We start from the raw sequence: 15688 nt of genomic DNA, 5'->3' as shown, positions 1-15688 counted from the left end.
TCGTGGCGGGTGTGCGGGCTCGTCGTGGCCGTGCGCGCGGTTCCGCACGCCCGCACGCCCCCGAGCGCGTGCCCTGCTCCACGGGCGAGGCCCCCGGGCCTGACGGCTCCGGGGGCCTCGCCCACCCTGCGCTGCCTCAGCCCTGCGGCAGGCGCTCCAGCTGGGACCGGATGCGGGTGATGTCCTCCTCCGCCTTCGCCAGGCGGGTGCGGATCTTGTCCACGACGTGGTCGGGGGCCTTCGCCAGGAAGGCCTCGTTGCCGAGCTTGGCGCCCGCCTGCGCCTTCTCCTTCTCGGCCGCGGCGAGGTCCTTGGCCAGGCGCTTGCGCTCGGCCGCCACGTCGATGGTGCCGGAGAGGTCGAGGGCGACCTCGGCACCGGCGACCGGGAGGGTCGCCGTCGCCGTGAAGGACTCGCCCTCCGGCTGCAGACGCAGCAGCTGGCGGATGGCGGCCTCGTGGGGCGCGAACGGCGTGCCGTCCAGGGTGAGCCGGGCCGGGACGCGCTGGCCCGGCTGGAGGCCCTGGTCGGCGCGGAAGCGGCGGACCTCGGTGATGACCGACTGGAGCGACTCGATCTCGCGCTCGGCGTCGGCGTCCCGGAAGCCGCTGTCCTTCGGCCACTCGGCGATGACGACCGACTCGCCACCGGTCAGCGTCGTCCACAGCGTCTCGGTGACGAAGGGGACCACCGGGTGCAGCAGCTTCAGCGTGACGTCGAGGACCTCGCCGAGGACGCGCCGGGAGACCTCGGCCGCCTCGCCGCCCGCCTGGAAGGTCGTCTTGGACAGCTCGACGTACCAGTCGAAGACCTCGTCCCAGGCGAAGTGGAACAGGGAGTCCGACAGCTTGGCGAACTGGTAGTCGTCGTAGTACGCGTCGACCTCGGCGACGACCGAGTTCAGCCGGGACAGGATCCAGCGGTCCGTCGGGGACATCCTCGACAGCTCGGGCAGCGGGCCCTCGACCGTCGCGCCGTTCATCAGCGCGAAGCGCGTGGCGTTCCAGATCTTGTTGGCGAAGTTGCGCGAGCCCTGGACCCAGTCCTCACCGATCGGCACGTCGACGCCCGGGTTGGCGCCGCGGGCGAGGGTGAAGCGCAGGGCGTCGGAGCCGTACTTGTCCATCCAGTCCAGCGGGTTGACCGCGTTGCCGAAGGACTTCGACATCTTCTTGCCGAACTGGTCGCGGACCATGCCGTGCAGGGCGATGGTGTGGAACGGCGGGGTGCCGTCCATCGCGTACAGGCCGAACATCATCATCCGGGCGACCCAGAAGAAGAGGATGTCGTAGCCGGTGACCAGGACGGAGTTCGGGTAGAACTTCGCGAGCGACTCGGTCTGCTCGGGCCAGCCGAGCGTGGAGAACGGCCACAGGCCCGAGGAGAACCAGGTGTCGAGGACGTCGGTGTCCTGACGCCAGCCCTCACCGCTCGGCGGCTCCTCGTCGGGGCCGACGCAGACGACCTCGCCGTCCGGGCCGTACCAGACGGGGATGCGGTGGCCCCACCACAGCTGGCGCGAGATGCACCAGTCGTGGAGGTTGTCGACCCAGTCGAAGTAGCGCTTCTCCATCTCCTGGGGGTGGATCTTGACCCGGCCGTCGCGGACGGCGTCACCGGCCGCCTTGGCCAGCGGGCCGACCTTGACCCACCACTGCATGGACAGGCGCGGCTCGATGGTCGTCTTGCAGCGCGAGCAGTGGCCGACGGAGTGGACGTAGGGCCGCTTCTCGGCGACGATCCGGCCCTCGGCGCGCAGCGCGGCGACGATCGCCGAGCGGGCCTCCAGCCGGTCCAGGCCCTGGAAGGGGCCGTGGGCGGTGATGACCGCGTGCTCGTCCATGATCGTGATGGCCGGCAGGTCGTGGCGCTGGCCGATCTCGAAGTCGTTCGGGTCGTGCGCCGGGGTGACCTTGACGGCACCCGTGCCGAACTCGGGGTCGACGTGCTCGTCGGCGACGACCGGGATGGAGCGGTCGGTCAGCGGCAGCTTGATGAGCTTGCCGACCAGGTGCTTGTAGCGCTCGTCCCCGGGGTGGACGGCGACGGCCGTGTCACCCAGCATCGTCTCGGCGCGGGTGGTGGCGACGACGATGGTGTCGTCCCCGTCGCCGTACTTCATCGAGACGAGCTCGCCGTCGTCGTCCTGGTACTCGACCTCGATGTCCGAGATGGCCGTCAGGCAGCGCGGGCACCAGTTGATGATGCGCTCGGCGCGGTAGATCAGCTCGTCGTCGTAGAGGCGCTTGAAGATGGTCTGGACGGCCTGGGACAGGCCCTCGTCCATCGTGAAGCGCTCACGCGACCAGGCGACGCCGTCGCCCAACCGCCGCATCTGGCCGCTGATCTGGCCGCCGGACTCGCCCTTCCACTGCCAGACCCGCTCGACGAAGGCCTCCCGGCCCAGGTCGTGGCGGGACTTGCCCTCCTTGCCGAGTTCGCGCTCGACGACGTTCTGCGTGGCGATGCCGGCGTGGTCCATGCCCGGCTGCCACAGCGTCTCGTAGCCCTGCATGCGCTTGCGGCGGGTCAGGGCGTCGATGAGCGTGTGCTCGAAGGCGTGGCCGAGGTGCAGGCTGCCCGTGACGTTCGGCGGCGGGATGACGATGGTGTACGGCGGCTTGTCGCTCTTGGCGTCCGCCTCGAAGTAACCCCGCTCTACCCAGCGCTCGTACAGCGGCCCCTCTACGTCGGCCGGCGCGTACTGGGTCGGCAGGTCGGTGCTGGGCGCTGGTGGCTGCTGCTGAGCGTTCTCGGTCACGGGGGTCAGTTTAGAGGTGTCACGACCCCGTCCCGAAACGCGTTTCCTTTGTAACGGTGGCGGCCCCGATGCCATGCACACGGCGGGTCTGCGCCAGGATGTCGGAAAGACCTGACCATCTGGAGGGGAACCCAGAAGATGAGCTACAACCAGCCGGGCCCGTACGGCGGGCAGCCCCAGCAGCCCGGACCGTACGGCCAGCCGGGCCCTTACGGCCAGCAGCCGCAGGCGCCCCAGCCCGGCTACGGCTACCCCCAGCAGGCCCCTCCGCCCCAGCCCGGTTACGGCTACCCGCAGCAGCCCCCGCAGGGCGTCCCGCCGCAGCAGCCGCCGTACGGTCAGCAGCCTCCTTACGGCCAGCAGCCGCAGCCGCCCTACGGCCAGGCGCCGTACGGCATGCCGCAGCCCCCGGCGCCGGGCGGCGGCAAGAAGAAGACGGGCCTGATCATCGGCGCGGTCGCGCTCGTCGCGGCGCTCGGCGTGGGCGCGTACCTGGTCCTCGGCGGCACGGGCGGCGCGGGCGCGCTGGAGGACGACGGCCCGCACAAGCTGGCGACGCCGGCGAAGGTGCTGGGCGAGTACAAGCGCGTCACGAAGGACGGGCAGACCGCCGGTGACGACTCCACCAAGGAGTTGGAGAAGAGCGGCGTCGAGAACGGCAAGTCGGTACTGGGCTCCTACTCGACTCTGGACATGAGCAAGTACGACCCCAGCGACCCCTCCTCGGCCGCCGAGATGGCAACGGCCAAGGGCGTCACCTTCGTCGGTGTCTACGGCGAGATCTCCGACCCCGAAGCGGCTCTCGACTCCTTCTTCGACAACTTTAAGAAGTCGACGCAGGAGAACTCCTCCGGCGGCAAGCAGAAGGCCGAGCTGATCGGCGAGCCCGAGGAGGCCGAGCTCGAGGGCGCGCTCATGAAGTGCCAGGCGGCCAAGGGCCAGGACATCACGACCAAGAAGGAGAAGACCGACTGGTTCTGCGCCTGGGCCGACTACAGCACCATCACCATGGTGTCGCCGGGTCAGGTCGGCGGGAACGTCTCCAAGGACACGGCGATCGACCTCACCACCAAGCTCCGCGAGGAAGTCCGCGTGAAGGCCTGACACCCAGTACGCGGAAGGCGCCCGGCGATGTCGCCGGGCGCCTTTTGTGTGGCGGGTGGGGTCAGGCCGTCTTCTGCTCGCCCGGGCCGCGGCCGCGGGCGTCCCTCGGGATGAGGGTCGGGTTGACGTTGGACTGGACGACGTCCGCCGTGATGACGACCCGGGCCACGTCCTTGCGGGACGGGACCTCGTACATGACGCCTTGGAGGACCTCCTCCATGATGGCGCGCAGGCCGCGGGCGCCGGTCTGGCGGAGGATGGCCTGGTCGGCGATGGCCTCCAGCGCCTCCCGCTCGAAGTCCAGCTCCACGCCGTCGAGTTCGAACAGGCGCTGGTACTGCTTGACGAGCGCGTTGCGCGGCTCGACGAGGATCTGGAGCAGCGCCTCGCGGTCGAGGTTGTGGACCGAGGTGATGACGGGCAGGCGTCCGATGAACTCGGGGATCATGCCGAACTTGACCAGGTCCTCCGGCATGACCTCCTGGAACTGGTCCTTGGACTCCATCTCGCGCTTGGAGCGGATCTGCGCGCCGAAGCCGATGCCCTTGGCGCCGGCCCGGGCCTCGATGATCTTCTCCAGCCCGGCGAAGGCACCGCCCACGATGAACAGCACGTTCGTCGTGTCGATCTGGATGAACTCCTGGTGGGGGTGCTTGCGCCCGCCCTGCGGCGGCACGGAGGCCGTGGTGCCCTCCAGGATCTTCAGCAGGGCCTGCTGGACGCCCTCGCCCGACACGTCACGCGTGATGGAGGGGTTCTCGCTCTTGCGCGCGACCTTGTCGATCTCGTCGATGTAGATGATCCCGGTCTCGGCCTTCTTGACGTCGTAGTCGGCCGCCTGGATCAGCTTGAGCAGGATGTTCTCGACGTCCTCGCCGACGTACCCGGCCTCCGTGAGGGCGGTGGCGTCGGCGATCGCGAACGGGACGTTCAGCATGCGCGCCAGGGTCTGCGCGAGGAGGGTCTTGCCCGAGCCCGTGGGGCCGAGCAGGAGGATGTTGGACTTCGCCAACTCGATGGCGTCGTCACGGCCGTTGGCCCCGCCGTTCTCCCCGGCCTGGACGCGCTTGTAGTGGTTGTACACCGCGACGGACAGGGCCTTCTTGGCGGCCTCCTGGCCGACCACGTAGCCCTCGAGGAACTCGTAGATCTCGCGCGGCTTCGGGAGTTCCTCCCAGCGGACCTCGCTGGTCTCCGCCAGCTCTTCCTCGATGATCTCGTTGCAGAGGTCGATGCACTCGTCGCAGATGTACACACCGGGCCCTGCGATGAGCTTCTTGACCTGCTTCTGGCTCTTGCCGCAGAACGAGCACTTGAGCAGATCGCCGCCGTCACCGATGCGTGCCACGGTGTGCTTCCCCTTCGCCTGGGAGACTCCTGGACGCCGACGTCCAGCGGACTCCTGGTGCTGCCTTATGTCCGACGGTACCTTGCCGGGCCCCCCGTCCGGGCCCCCCTTGGCGCGGTTCGCTTTGACGTGGACCGTGTCAAACCGTGCCAAGGGGCGGCAGACGTTACAGCCTCTCGCCTCAGCGCAGGCTCGAGTTGTCCATCTTCCGGGTGGTGATGATCTGGTCGATCAGGCCGTAGCTCAGGGCGTCCTCGGCCGTGAGGATCTTGTCGCGCTCGATGTCCTCGCGGATCTTGTCGATCGTCTGGGTCGAGTGCTTGGCCAGCATCTCCTCCAGCTGCGTACGCATGCGGAGGATCTCGTTCGCGGCGATCTCCAGGTCGGACACCTGGCCGCGGCCGGTCTCGCTGTAGGGCTGGTGGATCAGCACGCGCGCGTTCGGCAGGGCCATGCGCTTGCCCGGCGTGCCGGCGGCCAGCAGGACGGCGGCGGCGGAGGCCGCCTGGCCCATGCAGACCGTCTGGATGTCCGGCTTGACGTACTGCATGGTGTCGTAGATCGCCGTGAGCGCGGTGAAGGAGCCGCCCGGGCTGTTGATGTAGACCGAGATGTCACGGTCGGGGTCCATCGACTCCAGGCACAGCAGCTGCGCCATGACGTCGTTGGCGGAGGCGTCGTCGATCTGGACGCCGAGGAAGATCACGCGCTCCTCGAAGAGCTTCGCGTACGGGTCGTACTCGCGGATGCCCTGCGAGGTGCGCTCGACGAAACGCGGGATGACGTAGCGGGACTCGGCCTGCGGGCCGGTGTAGCGGCCCTGCGAGCCGCTCATGTCCTGCACGGCGGGCATGCGGTCGTAGATCCCGCTGCCGGGGAACTGGTTCACGGTGTCTCCTGAAAAGGGCTGAGGCGGTCGGCTGGGGCTGGCTGGGGTCGCTGGGGCCCGGGAGGGGCTCCCTGGCCTCACGGGGCGCCACAGGCCCCGTGAGAGCCGCTCAGGCCCCGGTGCCGCCGCCGCCCGGCATGCCGGCGGCCGTGGGGATCACGTCGTCGATGAGGCCGTACTCCTTGGCCTCGAAGGCGTCGAACCAGCGGTCGCGGTCCGAGTCGCGGGTGATCTGCTCGACCGTCTGGCCGGTGTGCTGAGCGGTGAGCTCGGCCATGCGCTTCTTGGTGTGCAGCAGCCGCTCGGCGTGGATCTTGATGTCCGAGGCCGAACCCGCCAGACCCGCGGAGGGCTGGTGGATCAGGATCTCGGCGTTCGGCAGCGCGAAGCGCTTGCCGGGGGTGCCCGCGCTGAGCAGGAACTGACCCATGGAAGCCGCGAGACCCATGGCGATGGTCACCACGTCGTTCTTGATGAACTGCATCGTGTCGTAGATCGCCATGCCGGCCGTGATCGAACCGCCGGGGCTGTTGATGTACAGGTAGATGTCCTTGTCCGGGTCGGCGGCAAGGAGCAGCAGCTGTGCGGTGATCTTGTTGGCAATGTCGTCGTCGACCGGCTGGCCGAGGAAGATGATCCGCTCGTTGAGCAGCCGGTTGTAGACCTGGTCGCCGAGGCCACCACCGATGGAAGGCTCGCCGGCGGCTGAAGGCATCAGATTCGTCACGTATCCACCTGCTCGTCTTACGACGGCGCCGGGCCGTCTCACGTTTCCCTGCGGGGCTCGGAGCCGTTCGGGGACTCCTCTGCCCTGGTATTCATGGACCCTAACGCGCGGGTCCCTTCGGGGAATCCCGGAGATGGGAGTGTTCGCCGGGGGCGTAGCGCGGCGGGCTCCGCCGCGGCGCCGTGCGGTCTTGTCCTCGGGTGGCCCCCTGAAGGGCGAGAAGGCCCTGGGGCGTGCCCCAGGGCCTTCTCACGCACTCACCGGTGCCGGGGCTCAGCCCTCGGTCTTCTCCTCGGCGGACTCGGCCGGGGCCTCCTCGGCGGCGGCCTCGGCGGACTCCGTCTCGTCTTCTTCGTCGTCGAGGTCGACGATCTCGCCGTTGGTGTCCTTGACCGTGGCCTTCTCGACCACGACGGCCAGGGCCTTGCCGCGGGCGACCTCGCCGACCAGGAGCGGAACCTGGCCGCCCTCGACGACCGCCTGGGCGAACTGGTCGGGGGACATGCCGGAGGAGGCGGCGCGGCGCATGAGGTGCTCGGTGAGCTCCTCCTGGTTCACGTTCAGCTTCTCCTGCTTGACCAGCTCGTCGAGGACGAACTGGGTCTTGATGCCCTTGACCGCGGCCTCACGGGTCTCGGTGTCGAACTCCTCCTCGGTCTTGCCCTGGATCTCCAGGTACTTCGCGAGGTCGAGGCCCATCTGGCCGAGCTGGTGGTGCTCCAGGTTGTGCTTGCGGGTGTTGATCTCGTCCTCGAGCAGCTTCTCGGGGACGGGCACCTCGACCAGCTCGAGCAGCTTCTCCAGGACGCGCTCCTGGGCCTGCGTGGCCTGGTCGTACTGCTTCATGTTCTCCAGGCGCTTGCGGCTGTCGGCACGCAGCTCCTCGAGGGTGTCGAACTCGGAGGCGAGCTGCGCGAACTCGTCGTCCAGCTCGGGCAGTTCGCGCTTGGCGACCTGGGTGACCTTGACGGTGACCTCGGCCTCCTTGCCGGCCGCCGAGCCGCCCTTGAGCTCGGAGGTGAAGGTGGCCTCGCCACCGGCCTCCAGGCCCTTCACGGCGTCGTCGATGCCGTCCAGCAGCTCGCCGGAGCCGATGGTGTAGGAGACGCCGTTGGCGATGCCGTCCTCGAGGACCTCGCCGTCGACCTTGGCCTCCAGGTCGATCGTGACCACGTCGCCGTCCTCGGCGGCGCGCTCGACCGGGGCGGTGGAGGCGAAGCGCTCGCGCAGCTCCTCGACGGCCTTGTCGATGTCCTCGTCGGTGACCTCGACCGCGTCGACCTCGACCTCGATGCCGGAGTAGTCCGGGATCTCGATGGCCGGGCGGATGTCGACCTCGGCGGTGAAGTTCAGCGTCTCGCCGTCCTTCAGCTCCGTGATGTCCACCTCGGGCTGGCCCAGCGGGCTCAGCTCGGCCTCGTTGACCGCATCGGTGTAGAACTTCGGCAGCGCGTCGTTGACGGCCTCCTCCAGCACCGCACCGCGGCCGAACCGCTGGTCGATGACCCGGGCCGGGACCTTGCCCTTGCGGAAGCCCTTCACCGTGACCTGCTGGTTGATCTTCTTGTACGCCGCGTCGAGGCTGTCCTTGAGCTCCTCGAAGGGCACCTCGACAGTGAGCCGAACCCGGGTCGGGTTCAGGGTCTCCACGGCGCTCTTCACGGTTCGGTCTCCTTGTGGCTGACTGCTTGGGTTCTGCCGGGGCCAGAACGGCCCGGCGGATTTCGCCGCCCGGAGGACTTCAGACGTTGAGACACACGGGCGTGCAGCTTGCATAGTAACGGCAGGGACTACACCGCCCAAAAGGCGATCACGTCAGTGGCCGGGAGACGATCACCGAGGTGACCGGGTGGCTGGTCGGGGTGGCGGGATTTGAACCCACGGCCTTCCGCTCCCAAAGCGGACGCGCTACCAAGCTGCGCCACACCCCGTCTGGTGCGACACGTAGGGTACATGCCGCCGGGCGCCGCGGCCGCCGTATTGCGCGGCGCCGCGTCGGGCCGGGCGGGAATGCGGTGTGCGGCGAAGGGGGGCGACCCGCTACGATGCCTGCAGTGCCGCGGTCACCCGACCTGCGGCGCGTGCTGTGCGGGCGTAGCTCAATGGTAGAGCCCTAGTCTTCCAAACTAGCTACGCGGGTTCGATTCCCGTCGCCCGCTCTTCATGGCTCAGGGCCAGGCCGGAGGATCATTCCTCCGCCTGGCCCTGAGTGTTTCCGGGGCTGGTCGGAGGATGGCTTCCTCGGCCTCCGGGAACGTGCGCACCGCTGGCGCGAACCCGGTCGGGTCGGTCGCGTGGACGGTGTGAGCGGTGGTGAGCCGGGCGAACCGGGTGCGGGGCCGACGAGCCACCTTCTCCTCCGCCGTCTCCTCCGCGTGTCGCGCGGTGAGCGTGTCGCTCCGGGTGCCGTGGATGAACAGGGCGGGGCGGCCGCCCGGACGGGTCCGGGCCGGGAGGGCGACGTCGTGAGGGTCAGCCTTCGCGTCAGGTGGGGCCGGCCGCCCGGGGGTCAGAGGGCGCGCACATTCAGGGTGTGGACGGAGCGGGTGCCGTAGGGGACGTACAGGGCGTCGCCGACCAGGGTGGGGGGTGCGCCCGTGGCGTTGTCCGGTTCTCCGCCGTCGTCCCGGCCGTCCCGTACGCCCTCGACCTTGCCCGTGCGCACGTTCAGGGCGGCGACCCGGCCGCTGGGCGACGCGACGTACACGTGCGTGGCGGAGGCCGCCGGGGGGCCCTGCCGCTCCACGGTGGAGTTGCTGTTCCACAGCGTCCGTCCGGTGCGCGGCGAGACCGCGCTCACCCCGCCGCTGCCGCGGGTGAAGTAGACCCTGCCCCGCAGCAGGTGGGCGGCGGAGGCGTCGGCCAGCCGGCCGGAGACCGGGACGGCGGTCACCGCGTGGGTGCGGGTGTGGACCAGGGTCAGGCCCTTGCCGGGCGTGTGGGGGGCCGCCAGCAGCAGGTGGTCGCCGTCCCGGCCGAGCAGTTCCAGGTCGCCCTTCGCCTCGGCCGTCCAGCGGGCCTTGCCGGTGGCCACGTCCAGCTCGGACACGGTCGTGCGGGCGGTGTCCTGCTGCCACGTGCCGATCGTGCAGATCAGGTAGGGGCGTTCCCCCACAGCACGCGGTGCGCAGGTGTCCGCGCCCGGCGGTTCGGGACGCTTCCAGCGGACCTCGCCCGTGGCGGCGTCGAGCAGGGCGTACTCGTCGCCCGTCGCACCGTGAACGGTCAGGACCCCCTCGGGGACGGTGGCGGCGCCGCCGGTCTCGGCGTCGGGCACGCGGGCGGTCTGGCCGTCGGCCGTGCGGGTCCGCCAGAGCACCTTGCCGGTCTCGGCGGACAGGGCCGCGACCGTGTAGGTGAACAGGGGACCGGCGCCGTTCGCCATCTCCCGGCTGTCCGCCTGGTAGGCGTAGACGCGGTCGCCGTCCGTGCCGATGATCGAGCCCTGCGCCGAGGACAGGCCGTCCGGGGCGGTCGGGTCGACGAAGCGGGTCCAGGTGCGCTCGCCGCGGGCGAGGTCGTAGCGGGCGGCCATGACCTGGCCGCCCGCGCACACCAGGGACGTCTCCACCGCGGCGCACCGCTGGAAGGCGGAGTTGCCGGGCAGGCGTGCGGCCCCCTTCAGGGGCACCGGCCCGGCGGCCCACGCCCGCCAGCCCTCGGGGAGGTCGGCCGGGACGGTGGACGACGAGGGCGTGCGCCCGGTGTCGCGGGTGAGGGTGAGCGTGGTGGTGACGAGCGCGGCCAGGACGACCGAGACGGCGGCCCCGGCCAGCATCAGGGCGTTCCTGCGGCGCCTGCGGGCACGGTCGGCGGCGGGTGCCTGCGGCTCCGCCGACGGGCTCTCGGGGCCGGTCGGGGTGCGGCCGGTCCCCCGCTCCGGCCGCTCCGCCGGCAGGTCCTCCGGGCCGGTAGGGGCGTGGTCGGCCCCCGGCTTCGGCGGCGCGGCCGACGGGTTCTCCGGGCCGGTCGGGGTGCCGTCGGTCCCCCGTTCCGGCCACGCGGCCGGCAGGTTCGCGGGGCCGGTCGGGGTGCGGTCGGTGGAGGGTGCCGGCCGGGCGGCGGGCGGCCCGCCGGAGACTCCCGGAGCGCCGGGGACTCCCGGAGCGCCGGGGACTCCCGGAGCGCCGGGGGCTTCCGGGGTGCCGGGGGATTCCGGGGTGCCGGTTGCCGCAGGAGTGTCCGGTGCCGCCTGTGCACCCCGTGGTGCCGGAGGGACGTCGAGGCGGCCTCGCGTGGGCCGTTCGGCGTCCGCTTCTCCGGGGGCGGATTGGGGGGCCATGCCCCGCTCCGTGCGGGCCGCCTCGGGCCAGGCCGGGCCGGACGGCTCGGTTGGGCGGGTGCCCGGCCAGGGGCGTGCGGGGCGGGTGGCCGCGGTGGTGGGGGCGGGGTGTCCGGCGAAGGCCGTCGCTCCCTCGCGCAGCAGCGTGAAGAGCTCGTCCGCGGCCGGGCGGGCGCGGTGGTCCTTGTCCAGGCACAGGCGCAGGCAGGGCAGCAGTTCCTCCGGCACCTCGGTGAGGTCCGGCTCGCCCTCGACGACCTTCAGAGCCGTCTCGTAGGCGCTCGGGCTGTCGAAGGGGCCGCGCCCGGTGGCCGCGTAGGTGAGGACCGAGCCGAGGGAGAAGATGTCGGCGGCCGGGCCGACGTCCTGCGGGGAGGCGAACTGCTCCGGGGACATGAAGGGCGGCGTGCCCATGACCCGGCCGGTCTGGGTCAGGGCATCGGAGGCGGCCGCCTCGGCGGCGCGGGAGATGCCGAAGTCGATGACGCGCGGGCCGTCCTCGGCGAGCATCACATTGGCCGGCTTCAGGTCGCGGTGGACCACTCCGGCGCGGTGGATGTCGCGCAGCGCCTCGGCGAGTCCGGCGGCGAGTGCGCGCAGGCGGGGCGGCTGGAGCGGGCCGCGGGAGCGGACGTGGGTGCCGAGGTCCGCGCCCGGGATGTAGAGCGTGGCCATCCAGGGGCGGGGCGCGTCGGCGCCGGCGTCCACGACGGGGGCCGTGAAGGCGCCGCTGACCCGCCGGGCCGCGGCCACCTCGCGGCGGAACCGGGCGCGGAACTCGTCGTCGTCGGCGTACTGGCCGTGGACGACCTTGATCGCGAGGCGCCGGCCGGAGGCCGAGCGGGCGAGGTAGACCACCCCCATGCCACCGGAGCCCAGGCGGTCCTCGATGCGGTAGCCGCCCACCTCGGCCGGGTCGGAGTCGCGCAGCGCCATCCCCGTACGTTCCCCCCGTCACGCACCGTCCTGTGGTCGGGGCGAGCGTAACCGTCCGGGCCGGGGAGCCGGGGCGCGGGGCGGGCCCCGCCGGTCAGAAGCTGATGGAGTTGATGGTTTCCGCTATCGAGTTGAGGAACCTGTTGATGGACGGGGCCATGCCGGTCGAGGCGAGGAAGAAGCCGAAGAGGATCGCCACGATCGCGGGTCCTGCCTTGATGGAGCCTCCTCTCAGCAACACCACAAGGATGATCGCCAACAGCAGCACCACAGACAGTGAAATGGCCACAACTGATCACACCCTCGGTCGGTCCGCTCTCCCGGCCCGGGGACGCGACCCCGCGCACCCCCGCCAGAACCATCGTGCCACCAACACGGCCGCGCTATGCGGCCGGTGACGCAACGACCACCGTGCGGCGGGGCCGGCCCGGCGTGTCGCCCCGGCGCCGGGCAGCCAACCGCCGGTAGTCGCACGGCAATTCGATACATCACCCGCGCAGGAAATTCAGCCGGATCGTTTCCGTCCCCACACAACGCGTTCGCAGTTAATTCAAATCACCGCCGCGGACTCGCCAACACCGGCCCGGGAAGCTCGCGAAGACGACGGAAGCAGACATTCCACCGGAGTCGCCCGCTGGTCTTATGCCCGGCTTAGTGCGGATGTATCACCCCAATCAGGCCCCGGTCGGGGCACTTACCGCAGCTCCGAAGTGTGGCGCCCGTCACGCATGTTGTGATGTCAACTACCGGTTATCCGGGGGTACCCGGACTGAATAGCCAGGATTAACGTCCGGCGTTTTACGAATAGCCGCAGGGAACGCTAGGGTGCCTCGAATGTTCCACGCTGCCTCGTCCCCCGCACGCGCAGCGAGGTCCCGGATCGTCTCCCCGAGCTCCTGGTGGGAGGGTCTGTGACGAACTCGCTGCGACCGAACGGCGACCAGAGGGCGCCACTTCCCCCGGCACAGTCGCCGGCGGGCGGAGTGCCGAGCCCTCGCTCGCCGCAGAGCCCGCAGAGCCACCGGAAGAAGCAGAACGGCAAGCAGCGCGACGCGTTCTTCGACAACGCGAAGTACCTGGCGATCGTGCTGGTGGCGATGGGCCACTCCTGGGAACCGCTCCGGGGCGACAGCCGCGTGATCGACGCCGCCTACCAGGTCGTCTACGCCTTCCACATGCCGGCGTTCATCATCATCTCCGGCTACTTCTCCCGCAGTTTCGACATGCGGCCCGACCGGCTCAAGCGCCTGGTCACCGGTGTCGCCGTGCCCTACGTCGTCTTCGAGACGGCGTACTCGCTCTTCAAGCGCTGGATGGACGACGACCCGGGCCACGACATCAGCCTCCTGGACCCCTGGTACCTGACCTGGTTCCTGGGCGCGCTGTTCGTGTGGCGGCTGACCACGCCCCTGTGGAAGACGGTGCGCTGGCCCCTGCCGCTCGCCCTGGTCCTCGCCGTGCTGGCGACCGTCAGCCCCTCGATCGGGGACGACCTCGACCTCCAGCGCGTGCTGCAGTTCCTGCCGTTCTTCGTGCTGGGCCTGTCGATGAAGCCCGAGCACTTCCACCTGGTGCGCCGCCGTTCGGTGCGGATCGCCTCGGTGCCGGTCTTCGCGGCCGCGCTGGCGGTCAGCTGGTGGGCGGCGCCGCGCATGAACGCCGCCTGGTTCTACCACCGCGACTCCGCTCAGGAGCTGGCCGCGCCGTGGTGGACCGGCCCGGTGATGGTGCTGGCACTGTTCGGCTGCTCCCTGGTGCTGACCGCCTGCTTCTTCGCCTGGGTGCCGCGCCGCCACATGTGGTTCACCTCGCTGGGCGCCGGCACGCTGTACGGCTACCTGCTGCACGGCTTCCTGAAGAAGGCCGGTGACTACCAGGGCTGGTTCGAGCCGTCGTGGCTGCACCACCCGGCCGGTGAGATCGCGGTGACCGTCCTCGCCGCCGCCGCCGTGACCCTGCTGTGCACCGCGCCGGTGCGCCGGGTGTTCCGGTGCGTGATGGAGCCGGGGATGGACTGGGCCTTCAAGCGGGACGCGGCCGAGGCCGCGCGCGAGCGCCAGGGCGTGGAGCGGCGCGAGCGCGAGAAGGTGACCGTGGGCTGAGCCCCGCCCCGCGTCGACGACGGCGGACGGCCCGCGCTCCTCGCGAGGAGCGCGGGCCGTCCGCCGTCGTGCGTACGTGTGCCGAGCGGGTGGGACCAACGACAGGCCCTAGTCGCCCTTCAGGTGGCGCATGAGCCGCTCGAAGTCCTGCCAGCCGGACAGGTCGGACGGATCGCCCGGGAACGTGTAGCAGAGCGCCGGTCGGGTCTTCGGTCCCAGCTCCCGCGGCGCCTCGGGCAGCGGGGTGCGGCGGGCCCGGTCGCCCGGCATCTCGCGGACCTCCTCCGCGCCCAGGACGAACGCGTACGGCACGCCCGGGCCCTCGAAGCGCGGCGGGACCGACAGGTCGCGGCGGGCCCTGCGGATCTGCACCAGCATGGACTGCAGGTCGTGCCGGGTGGCGAGGGCCTCGGCGGCCGCGATCACGGTGTCCGTGGGGAGGTGCTCGCCCGGTCCGTAGCCGAGGACCATCGTGACGTCCTCCTCCACGCCGGCCGTGGTCCGGGTGACGCGGACCGTCGCCAGGCCCGGCCGCTCCGGGGTGCCGACGACCACGAACCAGCTGGGTTCGGGGGCCCGTTCGTGGGCCACGTCGGTCAACTGGCGCAGCGACCAGGGGAGGTTGGCGGGCTCCTCCGTGCCCCAGCCGGCCGGGGGCTCTCCGGTGATCTCCCGCCACACCGCCTCCACGGCGCCGCCGAGCACGAGCCGGTCGTCGGCGGGGTGGACTGCGCGGAAGGAGATCGCCAGCTGGCGCTCCCCCGTGTCGCCCCGGTCGACGACCCCCTGCTGGAAGGAGGCGGCCAGGGGCGTGCGCGGGTCCTCGGGGGTGGCCTGCGGGGACTCGACCGTCACGAACAGGCCGTTGCTCCACTGCAGGACGGCCCCGGTGAGGCCGTCGTAGTAGCCGTCGCGCTCGTCCTGCACGACCCAGCGCGAGGGCCAGCCCGGGAGGCTGTTGCGCACCGCCGGGGACAGGCGGGTGCCCGCCGGGGTGACGATCTGCAGGCCGAGGCCGGCGTTCGCCGCCGCACGGAAGGCGTCCGACAGCCAGGCCGTCATCGCCACCACGGGGCGGTCCTGGATGACGACGGCGACCTTGTCGGTGAGCACGTCCACGGCGGGCTGCGCGGCGGCCGGGGCCGGCGCCACCGTCATCCCGTCGGTCTTGACCACCGCGAGGGACCACGCGGTCTGCGGCGGCCAGGCCGTGCCGCCGACCAGGGTGGCGATCCGGGCGGCGAACGTCCCGGCGAGCTCCTCGGCCTCCTTGACCCCGGTCGTGGCGCGGGCCTCGGTCCACCAGTACGGCACCTCGGGCTCCCGTGCCCCGAGCAGCCGCTCGGCCTCTCCCCTGACCTGCACGAGCAGCGGCGCCTCGACGGACACGAGCGGGCGGCCCTGCGGGTCGCACAGCTGCACCACGGCGCCCTCGCCCTCGGTGCCCACCAGCAGGTCCGGCCCCCCGGACAGCAGGCCCGCCAGCACGCTCAGCGGATCGGGCATCTTCTTGGTGAGGGCGATGACATCCTTCGTCAC

10 protein-coding genes and 2 tRNA genes are annotated in these 15688 nt (G+C 71.1%); 3 read left to right on the top strand and 9 right to left on the bottom strand.

The window, feature by feature from the left end; translation table 11 throughout:
* Positions 1-136: 136 nt before the first annotated feature.
* Positions 137-2761, bottom strand: coding sequence for a valine--tRNA ligase (locus ACFYWG_RS12970; RefSeq protein WP_383504865.1), 2625 nt, complete (start codon positions 2759-2761; stop codon positions 137-139).
* 138 nt (positions 2762-2899) lie between these two features.
* Here ACFYWG_RS12970 and ACFYWG_RS12965 point away from each other — a divergent pair, with 138 nt between their 5' ends.
* Positions 2900-3865 carry a hypothetical protein gene (locus ACFYWG_RS12965; protein ID WP_389201175.1) on the top strand — a complete coding sequence of 322 codons (966 nt, stop codon included), beginning with the start codon at positions 2900-2902 and terminating at the stop codon, positions 3863-3865.
* A 61-nt stretch (positions 3866-3926) separates the two neighbouring features.
* Here ACFYWG_RS12965 and clpX read toward each other — a convergent pair whose 3' ends face one another.
* From clpX to ACFYWG_RS12940, 5 genes are all read right to left on the bottom strand, one after another.
* A complete protein-coding gene (gene clpX, locus ACFYWG_RS12960; protein ID WP_031114127.1) occupies positions 3927-5213 on the bottom strand; it encodes an ATP-dependent Clp protease ATP-binding subunit ClpX in 1287 nt (428 codons plus the stop codon).
* 181 nt (positions 5214-5394) lie between these two features.
* Positions 5395-6102 (bottom strand): ATP-dependent Clp protease proteolytic subunit, encoded by a 708-nt coding sequence (locus ACFYWG_RS12955; RefSeq protein ID WP_376334328.1) that lies wholly within the window; start codon positions 6100-6102, stop codon positions 5395-5397.
* A gap of 109 nt (positions 6103-6211) precedes the next feature.
* Positions 6212-6817, bottom strand: a complete 606-nt coding sequence (locus ACFYWG_RS12950) for an ATP-dependent Clp protease proteolytic subunit (RefSeq protein WP_030240055.1) — start codon at positions 6815-6817, stop codon at positions 6212-6214.
* 285 nt (positions 6818-7102) lie between these two features.
* Positions 7103-8491: a trigger factor gene (tig, locus tag ACFYWG_RS12945; RefSeq protein ID WP_383504871.1), complete on the bottom strand. Its 1389-nt coding sequence runs from the start codon at positions 8489-8491 to the stop codon at positions 7103-7105.
* A gap of 192 nt (positions 8492-8683) precedes the next feature.
* Positions 8684-8760 (bottom strand) — tRNA-Pro (locus ACFYWG_RS12940).
* A 157-nt stretch (positions 8761-8917) separates the two neighbouring features.
* Between ACFYWG_RS12940 and ACFYWG_RS12935 the strand changes: the two genes are divergently transcribed.
* Positions 8918-8988: transfer RNA gene (locus ACFYWG_RS12935), tRNA-Gly, on the top strand.
* Between the two features lie 350 nt (positions 8989-9338).
* On the opposite strand, the gene ACFYWG_RS12930 is transcribed toward ACFYWG_RS12935, so the two are convergent.
* Entirely contained in the window at positions 9339-12047 is a 2709-nt protein-coding gene (locus tag ACFYWG_RS12930) for a PQQ-binding-like beta-propeller repeat protein (RefSeq protein ID WP_389201171.1), read from the bottom strand.
* A gap of 94 nt (positions 12048-12141) precedes the next feature.
* A complete protein-coding gene (locus ACFYWG_RS12925; protein ID WP_010041885.1) occupies positions 12142-12336 on the bottom strand; it encodes a hypothetical protein in 195 nt (64 codons plus the stop codon).
* A gap of 694 nt (positions 12337-13030) precedes the next feature.
* Between ACFYWG_RS12925 and ACFYWG_RS12920 the strand changes: the two genes are divergently transcribed.
* Positions 13031-14149, top strand: coding sequence for an acyltransferase family protein (locus ACFYWG_RS12920; protein WP_376334322.1), 1119 nt, complete (start codon positions 13031-13033; stop codon positions 14147-14149).
* A gap of 108 nt (positions 14150-14257) precedes the next feature.
* Here ACFYWG_RS12920 and ACFYWG_RS12915 read toward each other — a convergent pair whose 3' ends face one another.
* The gene (locus ACFYWG_RS12915) at positions 14258-15688 is read right to left on the bottom strand and encodes a DUF6177 family protein (RefSeq protein ID WP_389201168.1); all 1431 of its coding nucleotides are present in this window, start codon (positions 15686-15688) and stop codon (positions 14258-14260) included.

This window comes from Streptomyces sp. NPDC003456 (genome assembly GCF_042878735.1).
Classification (GTDB): domain Bacteria; phylum Actinomycetota; class Actinomycetes; order Streptomycetales; family Streptomycetaceae; genus Streptomyces.
Note: the sequence above shows the minus strand (reverse complement) of the source record. Positions and strands in the feature narration are given on the sequence as shown.